The organism is Empedobacter sp. UBA7611, assembly GCF_002484365.1.
Classification (GTDB): domain Bacteria; phylum Bacteroidota; class Bacteroidia; order Flavobacteriales; family Weeksellaceae; genus Empedobacter; species Empedobacter falsenii_B.
Genome location: NZ_DLJR01000057.1, coordinates 1 through 18,956, shown reverse-complemented (window position 1 = coordinate 18,956; position 18,956 = coordinate 1). Strand labels below are relative to the sequence as shown.

The following is an 18,956-nucleotide window of genomic DNA, read 5'->3' as shown; positions in this document are numbered from 1 at the left end:
AGCATCGATATGATGCTTTTAAAAGTATTATTTTTCTAATTTATTGACGATTTGTTGATAAACATCTTCGGCACTCAAATTTTGAAAATAATCATAATTTTGAAACTTTTTTGGATCTTTTCCAAAGATAGAAGTTGGACGAATTTTCATCGTTTCGTCTTGTATTACATCATTCATAGATTGTCCATAACCCAAAAATCCAGCAAATGGATGCGTTCCGCCCCAAATAGAAATCGTGCGCGTTCCCATCAACGAAGCTAAATGCATATTTGCGCTATCCATAGAAATCATTACTTCTAATTTAGCAATTGCTTGTAATTCTTCTTCAAAAGAGATTGTTCCAGCTAAAGATTTGATGTTTGGATTGAAATTTTCCCATGTTTTTAATTCATCAATTTCAGCTTTACCACCGCCAAACAAATAAATTTTGTGTCCATTTTTAGCTAATTTCGTCGCTACGATTTTCATCTTTTCGATTGGATACATTTTACTTGTGAAGGCTGCAAAAGGAGCAATTCCAATTGATTTTGGTTCCTTAATCGATTTTGGTTCGATTTTATGCTTTAAATTGACGTTAAAACCAAGTTGACGTAAAACATCAGCATAGCGTTCAGTTGTTAATTTTAATTGCTTAAAAACGCGATTTTTTTGATTGACTAAAGCTTTTTTCTCCTCACGACCTTTATCTAAAGTAGCCGTTTCTGTTCCGTTAAGTTTGAATAGAGTTGTAATTACTTTTGATCGGATTACGTTGTGAAAATCAGCTACATAATCAAAATTATATTGTTTTAATTCTTTGTATAATTTGAACAAGCTAAAAAAGCTTTTGTAGTCTTTGTTCAAATCAACCGAAATAAATTTGATTTGAGGAAATTGCTTGAAAATATTTCCCATAAAAGGGCGCGAAGCAACATAAACTTCGATGTTAGGATTTTGTTCAATAAACTCTTGTAAAACAGGAGCAATCATTGTAACATCCCCCAAAGCAGAAAAACGTAAAACTAATAGTTTTTTATGATTCGTTTTCTCCATTATTCCTATTGTTAATTTCTTTTGCAACCATTTTCATTTGCTTTTCAAATTCTTGCTTAGATGCTTCAAAATATTGATCAGAATTTTCGGCATGTTTTGCAATTTTACGCAACGATTTTCGGTCACTTTTTATGAAAATTTCCCCAATTTTAGACGCTTCTTCAGGTGAAAAACCATATTTCATCAAGATTTGTCTACCAACGTAAACAGATGAGAAAAAGTTTTCTCGATAAACTTCGTCTATACCATCTTTCAAATAATTATACGCATAACTACGATTATTTGCACGAACAATAATTTCGAGATTCGGAAAGTTTTTACGAACAATATACACCAATTTTTGATTGATTTCTGGCGGATCCAAAGCTGCTACAAAATATTTTGCATGCTCCGCACCAGCCGATTTTAGTAAGTTCACATTTGTTGCATCGCCATAAAAAACATTAAAACCCTGCTTGCGCATTTTCTCTACACGCTCGCTATCGTTATCCAAAACAATCGATTTGATACCAGTGCTTTTCAACACACGACTAATTGTATTTCCAAAATCACCGAAACCAGCAATAATAATTTCACCTTCAGCTGAATGTGGAGTGATTTTATCGTTTTCAATAATAGGTTTAACTCTCGTTTTAACTCCAAAATATTTTAGAATTAATTTTTCATTTAAGACTAAAAGTAATGGCGTAATCACCATTGTTATCGCTGTTGTTGCTAACATCAAATCGTACCATTCTTTGTTTAGAATATCTAAATTTCGAGTCAATGATAAGATAACAAAAGCAAATTCTCCGACTTGTGATAAAAGTAAAATAAACAACCATTTTTGATCAAAATCGAATTTATGTTTGATTCCGATTAACCATAAAACCAATGATTTTATCAACATTATTCCAAATGTTAATCCAAGAATCATAAAAGGTTTATCTGCAATTAATTTGAAGTTAATCGTCGATCCAACTGCAATAAAAAAGATTCCTAATAATAATGATTTGAACGGCTCTATATCACTTTCTAATTGATGTTTATATTCATTATTCGCTAAAACAACACCTGCGATAAATGCTCCCAAAGCAGGAGAAATTCCAACTTTTTGCATTAAAATTGAAACTCCAATCACTAAAAGTAGGGCAGAAGCGGTGTAAATTTCTCGAACTTGTAATTGTCCAACATACTTAAAATAAGGTGTAATAATGTACTTTGCAATTACGTAAATAAATGTTATTGCACCAATAATAACTAAGGTTTTCATGAACGCTGGTCCACCAACTAACAAACTTTTAGAATCATCTCCAATGGACTGAATCAAAGAATCTCCGACTAAAAGTGGGACAATTGCCAAGATCGGAATTACCATAATATCTTGAAACAACAAGACTGAAAAAGTTGATTTTCCTATACTTGTTTTGGTCAACCCTTTTTCGCTAAGTGTTTGCATAATAATGGCTGTTGAAGACATGGTTATTGCAAAAGCTATAGAAACAGCCAAAGAAAAATCCATTTTCAAGGCAAACATTCCGACTAAAGTTGCAATAATTATCGTTCCCAAAACTTGCATTCCCCCAAGGTTGATGATTTTATTTTTCATCTTCCAGAATTCCTTTGGATCAAGTTCTAATCCGACCAAAAAAAGCATCATTACTACACCAAATTCTGTGGCGTGCATAATGTCTGTTCCGTCATTGCCAACAAATTTCAGCACATAAGGTCCAATTAAAACTCCTGCAATTAAGTAACCCAAAACCGAACCCATTCCTAATTTTTTGGAAATAGGAACGCAGATTACAGCGGAAAAAAGAAAAATAAATGCTTGGCCTAAAAAGTCGTTCATTATTTTATAAGGTTGATTAGATGATGCGTCTAACTATTATTTTGTTTTGATTGAAATGCAATCGCATAAAATTTGAATTGTTTTATCATCGCCAATAATCCGTTTGCACGTGTTGGAGATAAAAATTCTGATAAACCAATTTCGTTGATAAAATCTGTATCCGATTCTAAAATATCTTTTGGCGTTTGATGATTGTACATTCTCACCAATAATGCCGCAATTCCTTTTGGTAAAATAGCATTAGAGTCAGCTTTAAATTCGATTGTATCACCGTCTAATTCTGCATCTAACCAAACAGAAGATTGACAACCCTTGATGATTTTATCATCTGTTTTTGCTTCTTCTGGTAAAGTATTTAAACTTTTTCCTAACTCGATTAAATATTCGTAGCGTTGTTCCCAATCTTCAAAAAATGAGAATTCGTCTACTATTTCGTTTTGAATTTCTTTAATTTTCATACTACAAAGTTAGAAAGTTTTTGATAGTTTTTCCTCAAAAAAAGACGTTAAATAGCTTGATTCTTTTAGATTTCTTATTTTTGTGTTTTGATAAATTTCAATTCCCAAAAAATGAAGTACACTTTCATTGTTAATCCAAATTCTGGAAACGCAAAACACGATATTTCACTCGATTTTTTACAATCAAAATTTGATTCTTCAGACGAAATCGTTTTGAAAGAAACTGCTTATCAATTTCATGCAAAAGAATTGGTGAAGGAGGCGATTGCAGAAAATTCGGATGTGATTGTAGCATGTGGTGGTGATGGGACAATCAATGAAGTGGCGAGTGCTTTGGTGAAAAAAAATATTCCGTTAGGAATAATTCCTGCTGGATCTGGAAATGGTTTGGCAACAAATCTTAATATTCCGAAAGATGCTAACAAAGCGATTGAAATTATCAAATCAAATGCTATTCACAAAATTGATGTTGGTAGAGTAGAGGACAAGTATTTTTTTAGCAATTTAGGTTTTGGGATTGATGCAGAAGTCATCAAAACGTATGAAGAGAATCAAAAGCGTACGATTACTGGATATGTTGATGCTTCTGTGAAAACCTTGTTGAATTATAAATCGAAATTGTTTCGTCTTTATATAGATGATGTAATTATCGAGAAGAGTTTTTATTATCTTTTCTGTTCTAATTCTAACATTGCTGGTTATGGGATCTCTTTTACACCCAAAGCTGATTTGTCTGATGGTGAATTGGATTTATTGATGATAGAAGATTTAGATGTTTTCGAGCAGTTTTATTTTTCGGTATTGGTTTTAGCCAAAAAGATTGATTTTTTGAACAAAGCAAAGTATCGAAAAGTTAAGAAATTTAAGATTGAAAGTTTAGATCATAATCCGATTACGTATCAGCTTGATGGAGAGATTCATAAAACCGATTCACTTCAAGTAAAAGTTAAGGTATTACCAAATGCTTTAAAAATCATTTTTTAAACCTTAATTATCTATTTAATTAACAATATAAATTGTACATTTTCAATCAATTAAAATGTTATTAACGTAGTTATAAACGATTTGTTTGTAACCAATTTCATCATCAATTTATTTATTAATCTTCGCATTCGTTGTAACTTTGATTAAAATTTTTGCAATGAATACGCCTTATAAAATTTTAGCAATCGATTCTAATCATGAATGTCTGAATAATGGACTTCGCGAAGTAGGTTTTATTGTTGATGAAGATTATACTTCGCCCAAAGAAATCATCGAACAAAAGATCAATGAATATGATGGAATGATTGTAAGGAGTAGATTTCCAATTGATAAAGATTTTTTGGCAAAAGCAACGAATTTAAAGTTTATTGGTAGAGTAGGGGCAGGCTTGGAGAATATTGACGAAGAGTTTGCTGCCGAAAATAACATTGTTTTATTTAATTCTCCCGAAGGAAACCGTGATTCTGTTGGTGAACATGCGATTGGTATGTTGTTGATGTTGATGCATCATTTGCGTAGAGCTGATAACGAAGTTCGTAATGGAATTTGGAAACGCGAAGAAAATCGTGGAGATGAATTGAAAGGAAAAACGGTTGGAATTATTGGTTACGGAAACATGGGAAATGCTTTTGCGAGACGCTTACAAGGCTTTGAAGTCAATGTGATTTGCTATGATATTTTGCCAAACAAAGGAAATGAATTTGCGAAACAAGTTTCGTTAGAAGAATTTTTTGAGCAAGCTGATGTTGTAAGTTTACATACGCCACAAACGCCGGAAACGATGCAAATGATTAATGCAGAATTTATTTCTAACTTCAAAAAACCATTTTATTTTGTGAATACAGCTCGTGGAAAATCTGTTGTAACAAAAGATTTGGTCGAAGCAATTAAAACAGGAAAAATTTTAGGCGCTGCTTTAGATGTTTTAGAATTTGAAAAATCGAGTTTCGAGAAATTAGTTGCATCTGAATTACCAGAAGAATTTCAGTATTTAATTCAAGCAGATAATGTTGTTTTAGCACCACATATTGCTGGTTGGACACATCAAAGTAAAGTGAAATTAGCAGAATTTATCCGTGATAAAATAATAGATTGGAAGGATAATCAATAATAACTAAAGCTTAGAATTATCTAAGCTTTTTTTGCTCCATAAATTCCAGAAGCGCATCCAAAAAAGTATTCTTTGTATTGAACATTTAAATTATTTTTCTTAAAAATCGCTTCTACTTTTTTACATGATTCAAATTTTTTGGTGTACAACCATAACATTTTATAATCATCTGGATTTCCCAAAAATAGTTTGCCAAGAATAGGAATTATTTTACCTAAGTAAAAAGAATATAAGAAATAGAGTATACTATTTTGAGGTTTTGATATTTCTATAAATGTAAATTGTCCTTCTTTTTTTAACATTCGATAAACTTGTTTCGCTAATAAATCAATTTGAGATTCATTGAAAGTTTTCAAACCAAAAGCACACGTGATAATATCAAATTCTTCTGATTTTAATTCATTTTTTAAAATATCATCTTGAAAGATTTCTATCTTATTTTGGAAAATTATTTTACCTTTTTTTCTTGATTTCTCAACCATTTCTTCTGAAAAATCTAAGGCATAAAATTCTGCGTTTGGAAATCTATTTTTTAAATAAGACCAATTTTCGCCTAATCCTGATAGTAAATCAATTACTTTAATTTTCGATTCTTTTTTATTTAATGCTTTGATAAATTGTTTTCTCCAAATAATTGAAAAACCAAAAGAAGTTATATAGTTCATTCTTTCGTATGAATTTGACATTTTATTAAAGAGTTTTTTTACAAAGGTTGGATCGTAAATATCATTCATATCGATTAGTTTTAACTAAAAAGGTTCCGAAATTTCGGAACCTTTTTTCATTTTGTAAGTTTTTTGTAAACTTTATACAAAATAACTGCTACTATAATAACAAGAACGATTTGGAGTAGAATCCAAAGTATAACATTAAATGTCGATTCGCCTGAAATTGATAGCATATATATGTCTCATGTGTTAACTGAATGCTAAAATATAAATTATTTTTAACATTTTATTAATAATTTAAAAAAAGTTTTATTCTTCATCTTGGTGTGTTAATTGATAACTTATCACATGTCAATAGATAAGTTTTTTTTGCACCCTAAATTTGTATAAAAATAAATTACTATGAATTACCAAATATTTAAATCAGAATCAAGAGGAGGAGGAAATCACGGATGGTTAAACTCTAAACATTCTTATAGTTTTGCAAATTATTACGATCCAGCACGTATTCATTTTGGTGCTTTGCGCGTTGTAAATGATGATATAATTACTGGAGGAATGGGATTTGGAAAACATCCTCATGATAATATGGAAATTATTACAATTCCTACAAAAGGAGGAATTTCGCACGAAGATTCAATGGGAACAGGTTCTGTAATTGAGTCTGGAGATGTACAAGTAATGAGCGCTGGTACAGGTGTTTTTCATAGCGAAATGAATGCTTATGAAGATCAAGAAGGACACTTTTTTCAGATTTGGATTATTCCAAATAAAATGAATGTTGAGCCTCGTTATCAACAAATTTCTGTTCGTGATGTAGCAAAAGAGAACGAATTGTACCAAGTTCTTTCTCCAAATGCAGATGATCAAGGAGTTTGGATTCATCAAGATGCGTGGATTTTCTTAGGAAATTATACAGAAGATAAACAAGAAACATTCAAAGTACAAAAAGAAGGAAATGGTGTTTTCTTTATGGTTGTGGAAGGAGAAGTAGAATTTGACGGAAACAAATTAGGACGTAGAGATGTCATCGAGATTAAAGATACAAACGAGTTTTCGTTTAATGTAGTCAAAGATTCTCGCTTGATGTTAATCGAAGTTCCTATGGATATTTAGAAATTTTTTCAAGTTTTAGTTGTTTTATATATAGAGCAGATTTCAGAAATGGAGTCTGCTTTTTTTGTTAAAAAAAATAGCATTATCAATACAAGTATTTAGTATATTTACTGCTTATATAACTTTAACTCAAAACGTACTTAATCTATACTATATGAAACGTTTATTCATCATTGCTTCTTTCGCTTTAATGATTATCAGTTGTAAAAATGATAACATTGAAATTGATTCTACATCTGCACAAACTTTTAGTGAAACGGTAGACAAAATTTCGAAGGCTTTGCCTGTTATGCAACAAGATAAATTTAAGGAAGCTTTACAGATTATTTTCGAGTATAACACAAGTCAATCAATGGATAATGAATCGCGTTGGGGAATTGTGCGTACGTTGTTAGATGGAAAAACGGTAGATGAGGTTTTTGATATTGCTGAAAAAGTCGCGTTACAAAATAAATTTACATGGAATAGAAATCAAGTTCCTTTGGTGAATGGAATTCCAAAATCAGGTGCAATTGAAACTGTAGAAACGCCTGCTGAACCGACTTCTAATGTACAACGTTTCGATTTTAGTTTAAAACAAGATGATACAGGAATCTCAATTTCTCCTTTTTTCTACAATGCACAAGGAGAGGAAATTCAGTTGGATAAAGCTGTAACGGCAACGATAGAAGTGTTTAATTCAGGTAGTATTGTGTACACATTTCGTTCTACAATTGATCCAAATTCTATGGATGATTTGTACAGAAAAAATACAATTAATATTAAATATTCGTCATTAGATGCTTCTAAAATTAAGAGTGATCGATTAGATATTTTGGTTCGAATTCCGAATTCTGAACGATATTTAACGAATCGTAAAGCGATAAAAGTTCCGTTGAATTTAGTTGGTGCTGCTGAGGTTGTAGATTCTCTTTTGGTTGAAAGTACGCCTGCACATGTAAGTAAAGAAGCTGGAATGGTAAAATCTCTTTCGAATCGTTTTATGACAAATTTATCAAAGAAAAATTATTCTGGTGCTTTTGCGTTGACAAGAAGTGGCGAATGGAATACTTTCCAAAAATTTTCTTCTGATGAATCAATTAAGAATTTAGAGCAAGCAACAATTAATGATGCAAAAGTGTTAGATGCAGATGAAAAAGTTGCATTGGTTGAAGTGAATGCAAATTTAAAAGACCAATCATCTAAGACGTATCAAGTGACTTTAGAAAAGATCAATAATAAATGGTTTGTGGTTAATTTTAAATAATTCTCAAACTTATTAAACATAAAAAAAGCGTTCAGATTCTGAACGCTTTTCTTGTTTTATATTGAAATGAATTATTGTCCGTTAGCTTCTTTAGCAGCGTCCGCTTTCATTTTTTCGTTAGCTGTAATCGCAATTTCTACACGACGGTTTTGAGCACGTCCTTCTGCAGTTGTATTATCAGCAATTGGCTCTTCTAAACCTTTTCCAGTAGATGTTAGACGAGAAGATGCAATTCCTTTCGAAATTAAATAATCTTTTACAGATTGTGCTCTTTGTTCAGAAAGTGGTTTATTATAAGATTGAGAACCTACGTTATCAGTGTGCCCAACGATTAATAAATCTGTATCAGGATATTCATTGAAAACTTCTACTAATTTATCTAAGTTAGATTTAGCAACAGCAGTTAAAGAAGCTTTGTTGTAATCAAAAGTAACTTTAGAGTTTTCATCTAAAATTAAGTTAATCCCTTCTTCCGTTCTTACAACTTCTGCACCTGGTAAAACTTGCTCAATTTTTTGCGCTTGTTTATCCATGTTGTTACCAATAACACCACCAGCAGCTCCACCTACAGCAGCACCAATTACAGCACCTAAAGCAGTGTTACCACCTTTACCGATATTATTACCTAAGATTCCTCCAATAACACCACCAGCTACAGCACCAATACCAGCACCTTTTTGTGTATTATTTGCATTTTGTACAGCTGTACAAGAAGACATCATAAATGATCCTCCTAATACAATTGCGGCTATTTTAGTATTTATTTTTTTCATAATTTCTAAGTTTTTTAAATTGTTGATTAACGTACGAAGTTATAAATCACTTGTGCAATTTTTCCGTTTGCATTGATATCTTGTACCAATTTCATCGAATTTGCATCAACATAATCTACACGCATTTTATATCCTGCTGTATTTTGTTTTGCTTTGATTCCGGTTACATCTTTGAAGATAAAGTAAGTTGTAGAACCATCTTGTTGTAAATCCCAAATAATATTTGCTGTTCCTGAAGGGCAATCTCCGCCAGCGTTATTAAATGTATATGTTCCTTTTTTGTTGTTTTGAACTAAGTTCCATGTAGAACCTTCATAACATTCTGGGTTTGCTGTGTCAAAAACTTTCGCAACTGCAACAGTAACTTTTACATTACCTTGTACCTCGTTGGTTGTTAAACCTTGGTAGTCTACATTTGTCAAAGTCCATGCACCTCTCACTTCTTTACCTGTTTGTATTTCTTGTTTTGCAACGGTTGTAGATGCACAAGAAGTTAAAAATGCTGAAGCGCATATCCCAAATAATAAAATACTTTTTTTCATAGCTATTTATTTTATCTATTATTAATCTTAAAAAACGGCTTCTATAAATTAGATTTAATAAAGTTTTAGAAAAAAAACGACTTCTAATACATCTGATTAGATAATCATTCTTTAAAAACGCTTATTTTAATTTTCAGCTTTAATAATATAGATTAAAGATGAATACTGTCCATTATTTTTAGCTAAATAATTTGACTTTAAAGCAACTTTTATTGCATTAAAGTAACCAAATTTATTTCCCTTGTATTTCTCTGAAAGTAAACTCACATAAAATGCGTCAAGTTTCATTGGACTAATCTTATCAATTTTCATACCAAAGTTACTAAGTAAATTACTCATACTTTTATCAGAGAAGTGCCAAAGATGTCTTGGTACATCATAAGCTGCCCAATATTTACCATAATATTTAGCATCATATGATTGGTGGTTCGGGACAGCTACTACTAAGATACCACTTTTTGTTAAATGTTTCTTTAGTTCTGTAATTATTTCTTTCAGATTAGGGATATGTTCTAGAACATGCCACAAGGTAATCACATCATACTTTTCTGTATTCTGTTCTAATTCTGTAGAAGTGACTTTTTCGATTCCAACTTTTGATTGCGCAATTCTTCTTGCCGAATCATTTGGTTCCATTCCTAAAACATCGTAACCATTTTTTTGTAGATGCTCTAAAAAATCTCCAACACCACAACCATAATCTAGAATCTTTTTACCATTGCCAACTTTATTAATCAATTCTAATTTATTATTTAGATTGATTGATTTTGCCATTTGATAAAATCGTTCGAAAATTGATTTCTTTGCATCGGTATGGGAAATGTAATTTTTACTTTCGTAATACTTTCCTAAATTTTCGATAGGCTGGGGGAGAGTGTACAAAACTTCGGTTTCTGAATCTTCGTAAATCTCAAATTTTTCTCCTGTTAAAAAATAATCTTTTAAATCTAATTTCTTAATACCAGAAAATCCTTCTTTTGAAGGATTTTCTTGAGATGTTTCACGTGGAACATTTTCCATATTATCTTCCCATGTAAATTAATAATACACTTATATCTGCTGGCGATACACCACTAATTCTTGATGCTTGTGCTACCGTTGCAGGTTTTATTTTTGTTAATTTTTGACGAGCTTCTATTGACATCGATCCAAAAACATGATAATCTATATCAGCTGGAATTTTTAGATTTTCCAGACGATGCAATTTATCTGCATTCTGTTGTTCTTTCTTAATATAGCCTTTGTATTTGATCTGAATTTCTGTTTGCTCTAATTCTTCTTGATCGTATTCATTCGTTTCAATAAACTCTTTCACACGATTCAATTTTGTGAAGTCAGAAAGCTTTAATTCAGGACGAGAAATAACCGAAATCATTTTGTTTGGTTGTTTCAAAGGTGTTCCTTCGCGCTCTTCAATTACATCATTTATCTCTTGTGGCTTGATAGAATTTTCTTCGAAATAATTAACAAGCTTTTCAGCTTTATCAAATTTTTCTTCCATCCTTCTCAAGCGATCTTCTGAAGCTAAACCAAGCTCAAAACTTTTTCTTGTCAAACGTTCATCAGCATTATCTTGTCTCAATAAGATTCGATATTCTGCACGAGACGTAAACATACGATACGGTTCTTCTGTACCTTTTGTAATTAAATCGTCGATTAAAACTCCTATATACGCTTCATTACGATTTAAGATAAATGGATCCTTTCCTTGAATTTTCAACACAGCATTTATACCCGCCATCAAGCCTTGAGAAGCAGCTTCTTCATAACCTGTAGTTCCGTTAATTTGACCAGCACAATATAAGTTATCAATTAGTTTAGTTTCTAACGTATGTTTTAATTGTGTTGGTGGAAAATAATCATATTCGATGGCATATCCAGGACGTAAAATTTTAGCATTTTCAAAACCTGGAACAGAACGTAAAGCTCTTGCTTGAATATCATCAGGCAAAGATGTTGAGAATCCATTTATATAAAATTCCATCGTATGCCAACCTTCTGGTTCTGCAAAAATCTGATGACGATCTTTGTCTGCAAAACGATTAATTTTATCTTCGATAGATGGACAATATCTTGGTCCAGTCGATTTAATTGTTCCGTTAAACATTGGAGAACGATCAAAACCTTCGCGCAATAAATCGTGAACTTCTTGATTCGTATAGGTAATCCAACAAGAACGTTGTTTTGTTAATTTTGGCGTATTTGTGTAAGAGAATTTCGAAGGATTTTCATCACCTGGTTGCTCAACCATTTTCGTATAATCGATAGAACGACCATCTACACGAGGAGGAGTTCCTGTTTTCATTCTTCCAGCTTCGAAACCTAAATCAACCAATTGTTCCGTAATTCCAAAAGCAGCAGATTCTCCCATGCGTCCACCTCCAAATTGTTTTTCTCCAATATGAATCAAACCATTCAAGAAAGTACCATTTGTAAGAACAACAGATTTAGAACGAATTTTCATTCCCATGGCTGTAATTACTCCACAAACTTTACCATTTTCTATGATTAAGTTTTTCACCATATCTTGGAAGAAGTCAACATTCTCTGTTCTCTCTAAAGATAAACGCCATTCTTCTGCAAAACGCATACGGTCTGATTGCGCTCGTGGTGACCACATCGCTGGACCTTTTGATTGATTCAGCATCTTGAATTGAATTGCAGTTTTGTCGGTAATAATACCAGAGTATCCACCTAAAGCGTCAATCTCGCGAACAATTTGTCCTTTTGCTATTCCACCCATAGCAGGATTACAAGACATTTGTCCGATTGTTTGTAAGTTCATTGTAACAAGAAGCGTTTTTGCTCCTAAATTGGCTGCTGCCGCTGTTGCTTCTGCACCTGCGTGACCACCACCAACTACAATTACATCATATTCTGATTGAAATATCATTTGATTGTAAACTTATTTTTCTTGTTAAAATAATAAATGTTCCACGTGGAACATTATTGATTTAGATAGCTACTAAATGTTTCTAAATATTGATTTTCTTTAGCAGTCATCAATTCTTTGTCATCTGGTTCTTTGTCCATATAACCAGCAAAATGTAATATTCCGTGGATAACAACACGAGCCAATTCGTCCTCAAAAGAAACACCATTTTGCTCTGCATTATCTTTGATTCGTTCGACGCTAATAAAAATATCACCCATCAATTCGTCTTCAATAGAATTATCGAAACCGATAACATCTGTGTAATAATCGTGGTCTAAATATTGTCGATTAATTTGAAGTAAGTATTCGTCATCACAGAAAATATAGTTTAAATCTTCTATTGTTTTCCCTTCATTCTTCATACTCTCTACGATCCAATCTATCCAAGTTTGAGCATCTTTTAGCTCAAAATCTGTTTCGTAAAATATTTCTATCATTGTTCTAAAACCAGTAACCTAAACTTAAATTAAATAATCCTTTTTTTGTGTAAGGCAAATAACTCCAAATGAAATTTAAAGGTCCTAATGGACTATCGTAGCCATAGGTAACGCCATACCCAAGATATTTGTAATCTGTTAAACTTAATTGCTCAAATCTATCTGTGATATTTGCTATATTCATAAATAGACTTGCATAATGATTTTTCAAAATTCGAGCTTGGATATGAGAGCCAAAAAGCAATTGATTGTCGCCAATCGCAGAGCCAAAAGGAAGCCCATAAAACTTGGTATAATTGAAAAAATCTTGTTCAACATAACCTCCGATATAAAACTTCTGAGGCATTGTTACATTATCGTTGAAAAAGGTTCCAAAGTTAGCAGTAAATCTGTAACTTAGGAAATTATTTAACGGAAAATTTGCCTCTAAACTCGATTCTAACAAATAGTTATTTTCAAATCCAGTTACATTAGAATCAAACAAATACTTAAAGCTTCCATCAAATTTTAAACCACTACGCGCAAAATTTGCATTATTTCGATTATCTGCTTTAATATATCCATACGCTTTCCAATAATAACCTTCGGATTTTGCTGGAAATTCTTCATTAGAAGCAATAAAATTATTTGTGAAAACTTTTGTGTATTGATGCTCTAATCCAACGCCAATCGCAAATTTTTCTTTAATCGTGGATTGAATATAGAGTTGATTGATGTATTCTCTAAAGTTATAATTTACTTTTTTGTAGATATTATCTTGACCAAAGAAGTTTCTTAAATCAATTTCTTTGTCGAAATAATGCGAAAAAGAGTTGAAACCAATACTTGGAAAATAACCATTATCAATGAAAAAATTGATGTTATATCGCGCATAATCTCCAACCACAACATCAGCAGATAGCACCGAGTTTTTGACAAATAAATTCTTTGAAGTGAAGTTTAAAAGTAATCCTGTTTTGAATAAATCATCGTAATGTAATCCAAAACGGATTGATTGTTTGGTCTTATTTTCTTGAACTTTTAATGTCAATAAATTCTCTTCATCGTTAATTTCTGAGATTTTATACGTAATATTATTAAAGTTTCCAGAAGCATACAGTTTAGAAATTCCAGCTTTTAAATCATCATATTTTATAATTTCAGGAGTACGAATCCCTAGCTTACCTTCGATGTAATTTGTGTTGAAATTCTTCAATCCTTCTACTTCAATTTCTTTCACCAAAACATAATCATCAAGTTTAATTTCGTTTCGAGTTTTATTGGAAGCATGCTGTTTTTTCGCAATTTCTTTGAGTTGATCATATACTTTTTCCGAAGCAATAAGTCCGCGATTGTAAATAGAATCTACTTCATCAAAGCTTGTAACTGCGTATTCTTTAAGCTCTGGTTTAATCAATAAATCGACTAGTTTTTTCTGCTCATTGGTTTTTTTAACGATACTCATCGTCATAATTTGACTCAAAATATCAATAGCAGAATTTAGATCATCACGTTTTTGTAAACCATCACCCAATTCGACACCGATAATAATATCAGCCCCCATATCTTTCACTTCTTTCACAGGGAAATTGTTGACAACGCCGCCATCAACATATATTTTACCATCAATTGTGACAGGATCTAACATTGTTGGATAAGCGCCCGAAGCCAAAATAACGCGAGGTAAAAATCCTGAACGAAAGACTTTTTCTTCTCCAGTTTCGAGATCAGTTCCAATACAAACAAAAGGCGTTGGAAGTTTATTGAAATCATCAATATCATGAACTGGACGCAATAAATAAGTCAATAAATCAAGCGGACCTTGACCTTTTGAAATGGCATTTGGAATCGTTAATTTGAACTTATCAAAAGGTAATTCTAAGATGTATTTTTCTTTGTATGCTTTCTCGAAAAAAGGAATTTCTGCACGATCTTTATTTTGCGTAATCAGCGAAGAAATGTCCAATTGATGCATGATTTTCTCAAGCTCGTCAGGTGTATATCCAGCTGCATATAATCCGCCGATAATTGCGCCCATACTTGTACCTCCGATGTAATCAATTTTGATTCCTGCTTCTTCAATTTTCTTCAAAGCGCCAACATGTGCATAACCTTTTGCTCCGCCGCCACTCAATACAACACCCACTTTTAGACGCGTTGAATCGTTCTTTGTTTCTTGTGCAAAGGTCATGGTTGAAATAATGAAAATGAAAGCAAAAAGACTGCGCATAAATTGATCTAAATTGAGGAATAAAGATAGCAATTTTGAATCTAAGTTGTAGAATTGTTTAACCTATTCTACATTATTTTCATAACAACTTAAATAATATGAAAATTTCGAAAAGTCTGCAGAAAAAGCTTTATTTAGTTTTAGAAAAGGCTTTAGTTTTTCTATTTGTGAAACAGAAAGTGGATATGAATCATAAATTTCTGTTGGATAATCATCCTCATTTAAGATAAAATCATTTAAATAAAAAAGAATCTGTTCAGATGTTATTTCTAATTCGAATTCATTGTTCAGAGAATCGTCAGAATTATTATACTCTTCAATTAATCTAATTATTTTATCCATTTATTTTTTTTTAAATTACAAAAAAAGAGCTACTTTTCTGTAACTCTTTCAATAAATTATTCTTTGTAATAAACGCGTTTTATACGTTGGGAAACCGAAGTTAAGACTTCATAAGGAATTGTTCCTAACCATTCGGTAACGTTAGCTAAAGTTGGCGAGTTTCCAAAAATAGTCACTTCGTCACCTTCTTTACATGGAATATCGGCAACATCAACCATCATCATATCCATACAAATGGTTCCGGTAATTGTAGCCAAATGTCCGTTAATACCCACTTTTCCTTTTCCGTAACCAAGCGAACGACGAATTCCGTCTGCATAACCAACAGGTAAAGTTGCAATTTTGGTATGACGCTCGGCTGTAAAACGACGACCGTAACTTACAGTTTCGCCTTTTTCTATCTCTGAAATCTGAGAAATTACCGTTTTGAAACGCACAACAGGTTTCAAATATTTCTCCATAAAATCGGTATATTCAGAGTAGCCATACATTCCGATTCCTAAACGAACCATGTCATATTGATGCTCTCCATACGCCACGATTCCAGGAGAATTTAACGCATGTTTGATTGGTTTTATGTTTAACGCAGTTGTAATTGCCGCATAACTATTGTCAAAACGATTCAATTGGTATCTCGCATAATCTTCCTCCTCAGGCATATCAGCAGTTGCTAAATGCGTGAAAATAGAGCGAACATAGACATGCGAATTATCTTTTAGAATAGCAATTAGCTCTTCGAAATCATCTTCGTGAAAGCCAAGACGATTCATACCCGTTTCCATTTTTAGGTGAATTGGATAAGGTGAAGAAATTTGTTTTTCTTGTAGTTTCTGAATGAATAATTTCAAAACACGTAAACTATAGATCTCTGGTTCCAATTGATAATCGATAACAGTAGAGTAACTACTTTGTTCCGGGTTCATGACGATAATTGGAATGGTAATTCCAGCTTCGCGCAATTCTTTTCCTTCATCTGCAATCGCAACGCCTAAGAAATCGACACCGTTATTTTGTAAGGTATTTGCTACCTCAAAACTTCCTGTTCCATAACTATTCGCTTTTACCATGCACATCAATTTTGTGGTAGGTTTTAGCAATGAGCGGTACACATTTATATTTTCGATCAGGTGTTGCAAATTAATTTCAAGAACAGAATCGTTGGAACGTGTTTCTAATTCACTCGAAATTTTTTCTAATTTGAACGGACGAGCGCCTTTTAATAAAATAGCTTCGTTGTCGACGTTTTGATGACGGAACTGCTCTAAGAATTCTTCAGTCGAATTGAATGAACGAACATAGGATTCAAATAAATGTTTGAACTGAGAAATTTTTTCTCCAATTAAAACTATCTCATCAAAATGATAAGGGTTGACTAAATTGGCTGCTTGTTGATATAAATCGTGGTCAGATAAGTTACTTTGTAAAATATCCGTCAACACCAACGATTTTTTGTCGCGTGGTTGTTGATTTAACACATTTAGACCAATTTTTAATGAATTTAGATCAGAATTGAATGTATCATTAATTAAAATTGAATGATTAATCGCTTCTTTAATTTCCAAACGCATTTCGATTGGTAGAAGTTGACTAAATTCGTTTTTAAGTTGTTTATAATCAATATTTAAACTAATTAAAGTCGTTAAGCAAATTAAACTATTTTTAATCGAAGCATCATCGATAAAAGGAATCGAATAGGTGAATTCTTCTTGATTATGTAAAATAGAAATTTGTGTATTTGTCTGATTACTGATGATTTGCTTGATTTGCACAGTGGACAAATCTGAATAACCATATGTGAATTTATCAATTTTAGCTAAATGTGGATTTTCAAGAATCGCTTGATGTACTTTTTCATTTTCGATATTGAAAACTAATTTATCAACATGAGAAAATAGTTTCAATTTTTCATGAATCAATTCATCTTGATTTTTGAACTTCTCTAAATGCGCTTCTCCGATTTTTGTCAACACACCAATTGTTGGTTGAATAATTTCTTCGAGATTTTGCATTTCATTTGGCATCGAAATTCCCGCTTCGAAAATACCCAAATCGTTTTTCTCCTCCATTTGCAAAACAGAAAGTGCTGCTCCGAATTGAGAATTGTAACTTTTTGGACTACGAACAATCGAGAATTTTTTCCATAACAATTGATTCAACCACTCTTTGACAATCGTTTTTCCATTGGAACCGGTAATTCCGATCACAGGAAAATGAAATTGTTTGCGATGAATTTTTGCCCAATTTTGCAAAGCAAGTAGCGGATTTTCAACCTCGATAAAATTTGCATGAGGCAAATTTGTCAACGCTTTTTCTACGACAAAATTTCGAATTCCTCTTTGATAAGCATCTTGCAAAAACAAATGTCCGTCTTTTTGGTTTCCGTGAAAAGCAAAGAAAATTCCGTGAATTGGATTGACAATCATGCGCGAATCAAAGAAAATTTGATTGATGATTTCGTCTCCATTTCCAATCAAAGTACCGTTGATGATACTTGCAATTTGATTTAGATTATAAGTTTTCAACTTTATGTTTGTTATGTTCTTCCCAGAAAGCAACTCGGCTTAATGGTTCATATTCTAGTACTTCGCCAAGTTCTACAAGACGATCACTGTCAATTTTTCGGTGCGAATAATTGGCTAAATTTCCTGTACGAACGCAGATTGCATGCACTTTTGTTACATACTCGGCAGTCGCCATTAAATTGGGCATTGGACCAAAAGGACGACCTTTGAAATCCATATCCAAACCAGCAACAATAACGCGTTTGCCTTCGTTTGCCAATTGATTGGCTACGTCTACAATTCCTTCATCAAAAAATTGTGCTTCATCAATCCCTACCACATCGCAATCATCAGCCAATAATAAAATTGCTGAAGAATACTCAACTGGCGTTGATGTAATAGAATTTTGATTGTGTGAAACGACTTCGCGGTCTGCATAACGCGTATCTACCGTAGGTTTGAAGATTTCCACACGTTGTTTGGCAAATTCGGCACGTTTTAGACGGCGTATAAGTTCTTCGGTTTTACCAGAAAACATTGAGCCACAGATGACTTCTATCCATCCACTTTTTTTGTTATGATTAAAGGTATTTTCGAGGAACATAGTTCAAATAATTTAGATTAAAATGTGAGAACAAATTTACGGAATAAATTAGATGAAAGAAGTAAAAAGTAGATTAAAGCTCATCTTGAAACTTTAGATGAGCTTTAGTGTAGATGTATAGCGTGCTTAACTTACTTTTATTTTGCCTCTGTAATCTTCCCTAAAAA

At 32.3% G+C, this 18,956-nt stretch carries 17 protein-coding genes; 4 read left to right on the top strand and 13 right to left on the bottom strand.

Going from position 1 to position 18,956, the window contains the following annotated elements; genetic code table 11:
- Positions 1-27: 27 nt before the first annotated feature.
- Genes B3R94_RS09790 through B3R94_RS09780 form a run of 3 tightly spaced genes read right to left on the bottom strand, consistent with a single transcriptional unit; the run spans position 28 to position 3,321 of the window.
- Positions 28-1,032 carry a glycosyltransferase family 9 protein gene (locus tag B3R94_RS09790; RefSeq protein WP_291100468.1) on the bottom strand — a complete coding sequence of 335 codons (1,005 nt, stop codon included), beginning with the start codon at positions 1,030-1,032 and terminating at the stop codon, positions 28-30.
- Positions 1,013-2,863 carry a monovalent cation:proton antiporter-2 (CPA2) family protein gene (locus B3R94_RS09785; protein ID WP_291100464.1) on the bottom strand — a complete coding sequence of 617 codons (1,851 nt, stop codon included), beginning with the start codon at positions 2,861-2,863 and terminating at the stop codon, positions 1,013-1,015. The genes B3R94_RS09790 and B3R94_RS09785 overlap by 20 nt, the downstream gene beginning before the upstream one ends.
- Positions 2,864-2,892: 29 nt before the next feature.
- Positions 2,893-3,321 carry a SufE family protein gene (locus tag B3R94_RS09780; protein WP_038336207.1) on the bottom strand — a complete coding sequence of 143 codons (429 nt, stop codon included), beginning with the start codon at positions 3,319-3,321 and terminating at the stop codon, positions 2,893-2,895.
- 111 nt (positions 3,322-3,432) lie between these two features.
- Between B3R94_RS09780 and B3R94_RS09775 the strand changes: the two genes are divergently transcribed.
- Positions 3,433-4,305 (top strand): diacylglycerol/lipid kinase family protein, encoded by an 873-nt coding sequence (locus B3R94_RS09775; RefSeq protein ID WP_125349113.1) that lies wholly within the window; start codon positions 3,433-3,435, stop codon positions 4,303-4,305.
- A 157-nt stretch (positions 4,306-4,462) separates the two neighbouring features.
- Positions 4,463-5,416, top strand: a complete 954-nt coding sequence (locus B3R94_RS09770) for a 2-hydroxyacid dehydrogenase (RefSeq protein WP_280045938.1) — start codon at positions 4,463-4,465, stop codon at positions 5,414-5,416.
- 20 nt (positions 5,417-5,436) lie between these two features.
- Here the strand turns inward: B3R94_RS09770 and B3R94_RS09765 are convergent, their stop codons facing one another.
- Positions 5,437-6,150, bottom strand: coding sequence for a class I SAM-dependent methyltransferase (locus tag B3R94_RS09765; protein ID WP_286476298.1), 714 nt, complete (start codon positions 6,148-6,150; stop codon positions 5,437-5,439).
- A 336-nt stretch (positions 6,151-6,486) separates the two neighbouring features.
- On the opposite strand from B3R94_RS09765, the gene B3R94_RS09760 reads away from it, so the two are divergent.
- Both B3R94_RS09760 and B3R94_RS09755 read left to right on the top strand, forming a co-directional pair.
- Positions 6,487-7,200, top strand: coding sequence for a pirin family protein (locus B3R94_RS09760; RefSeq protein WP_291100460.1), 714 nt, complete (start codon positions 6,487-6,489; stop codon positions 7,198-7,200).
- A gap of 154 nt (positions 7,201-7,354) precedes the next feature.
- Entirely contained in the window at positions 7,355-8,446 is a 1,092-nt protein-coding gene (locus B3R94_RS09755; protein ID WP_291066135.1) for a hypothetical protein, read from the top strand.
- Positions 8,447-8,517: 71 nt separating this feature from the next.
- On the opposite strand, the gene B3R94_RS09750 is transcribed toward B3R94_RS09755, so the two are convergent.
- From B3R94_RS09750 to B3R94_RS09710, 9 genes are all read right to left on the bottom strand, one after another.
- Complete coding sequence (locus B3R94_RS09750; protein WP_291100456.1) at positions 8,518-9,219, bottom strand: OmpA family protein; 702 nt, start codon at positions 9,217-9,219, stop codon at positions 8,518-8,520.
- A gap of 26 nt (positions 9,220-9,245) precedes the next feature.
- Positions 9,246-9,761, bottom strand: coding sequence for a lipocalin family protein (locus tag B3R94_RS09745; RefSeq protein WP_291073191.1), 516 nt, complete (start codon positions 9,759-9,761; stop codon positions 9,246-9,248).
- A gap of 126 nt (positions 9,762-9,887) precedes the next feature.
- Positions 9,888-10,781, bottom strand: a complete 894-nt coding sequence (locus B3R94_RS09740) for a class I SAM-dependent methyltransferase (RefSeq protein ID WP_291100454.1) — start codon at positions 10,779-10,781, stop codon at positions 9,888-9,890.
- A 1-nt stretch (position 10,782) separates the two neighbouring features.
- On the bottom strand, positions 10,783-12,654 hold the full coding sequence (gene mnmG / locus B3R94_RS09735; protein ID WP_185096036.1) for a tRNA uridine-5-carboxymethylaminomethyl(34) synthesis enzyme MnmG: 1,872 nt from the start codon (positions 12,652-12,654) through the stop codon (positions 10,783-10,785).
- Positions 12,655-12,707: 53 nt separating this feature from the next.
- The gene (gene ybeY, locus B3R94_RS09730; protein WP_286478541.1) at positions 12,708-13,133 is read right to left on the bottom strand and encodes an rRNA maturation RNase YbeY; all 426 of its coding nucleotides are present in this window, start codon (positions 13,131-13,133) and stop codon (positions 12,708-12,710) included.
- Positions 13,134-13,137: 4 nt separating this feature from the next.
- The gene (locus B3R94_RS09725) at positions 13,138-15,303 is read right to left on the bottom strand and encodes a patatin-like phospholipase family protein (protein ID WP_291100446.1); all 2,166 of its coding nucleotides are present in this window, start codon (positions 15,301-15,303) and stop codon (positions 13,138-13,140) included.
- 102 nt (positions 15,304-15,405) lie between these two features.
- Positions 15,406-15,684 (bottom strand): DUF7683 domain-containing protein, encoded by a 279-nt coding sequence (locus B3R94_RS09720; protein WP_291100444.1) that lies wholly within the window; start codon positions 15,682-15,684, stop codon positions 15,406-15,408.
- A gap of 56 nt (positions 15,685-15,740) precedes the next feature.
- On the bottom strand, positions 15,741-18,206 hold the full coding sequence (locus B3R94_RS09715; RefSeq protein WP_291100441.1) for a bifunctional UDP-N-acetylmuramoyl-tripeptide:D-alanyl-D-alanine ligase/alanine racemase: 2,466 nt from the start codon (positions 18,204-18,206) through the stop codon (positions 15,741-15,743).
- Positions 18,193-18,789 (bottom strand): thymidine kinase, encoded by a 597-nt coding sequence (locus B3R94_RS09710; RefSeq protein ID WP_280050819.1) that lies wholly within the window; start codon positions 18,787-18,789, stop codon positions 18,193-18,195. Before B3R94_RS09710 ends, B3R94_RS09715 begins: the two co-directional genes overlap by 14 nt.
- Positions 18,790-18,956 lie beyond the last annotated feature (167 nt).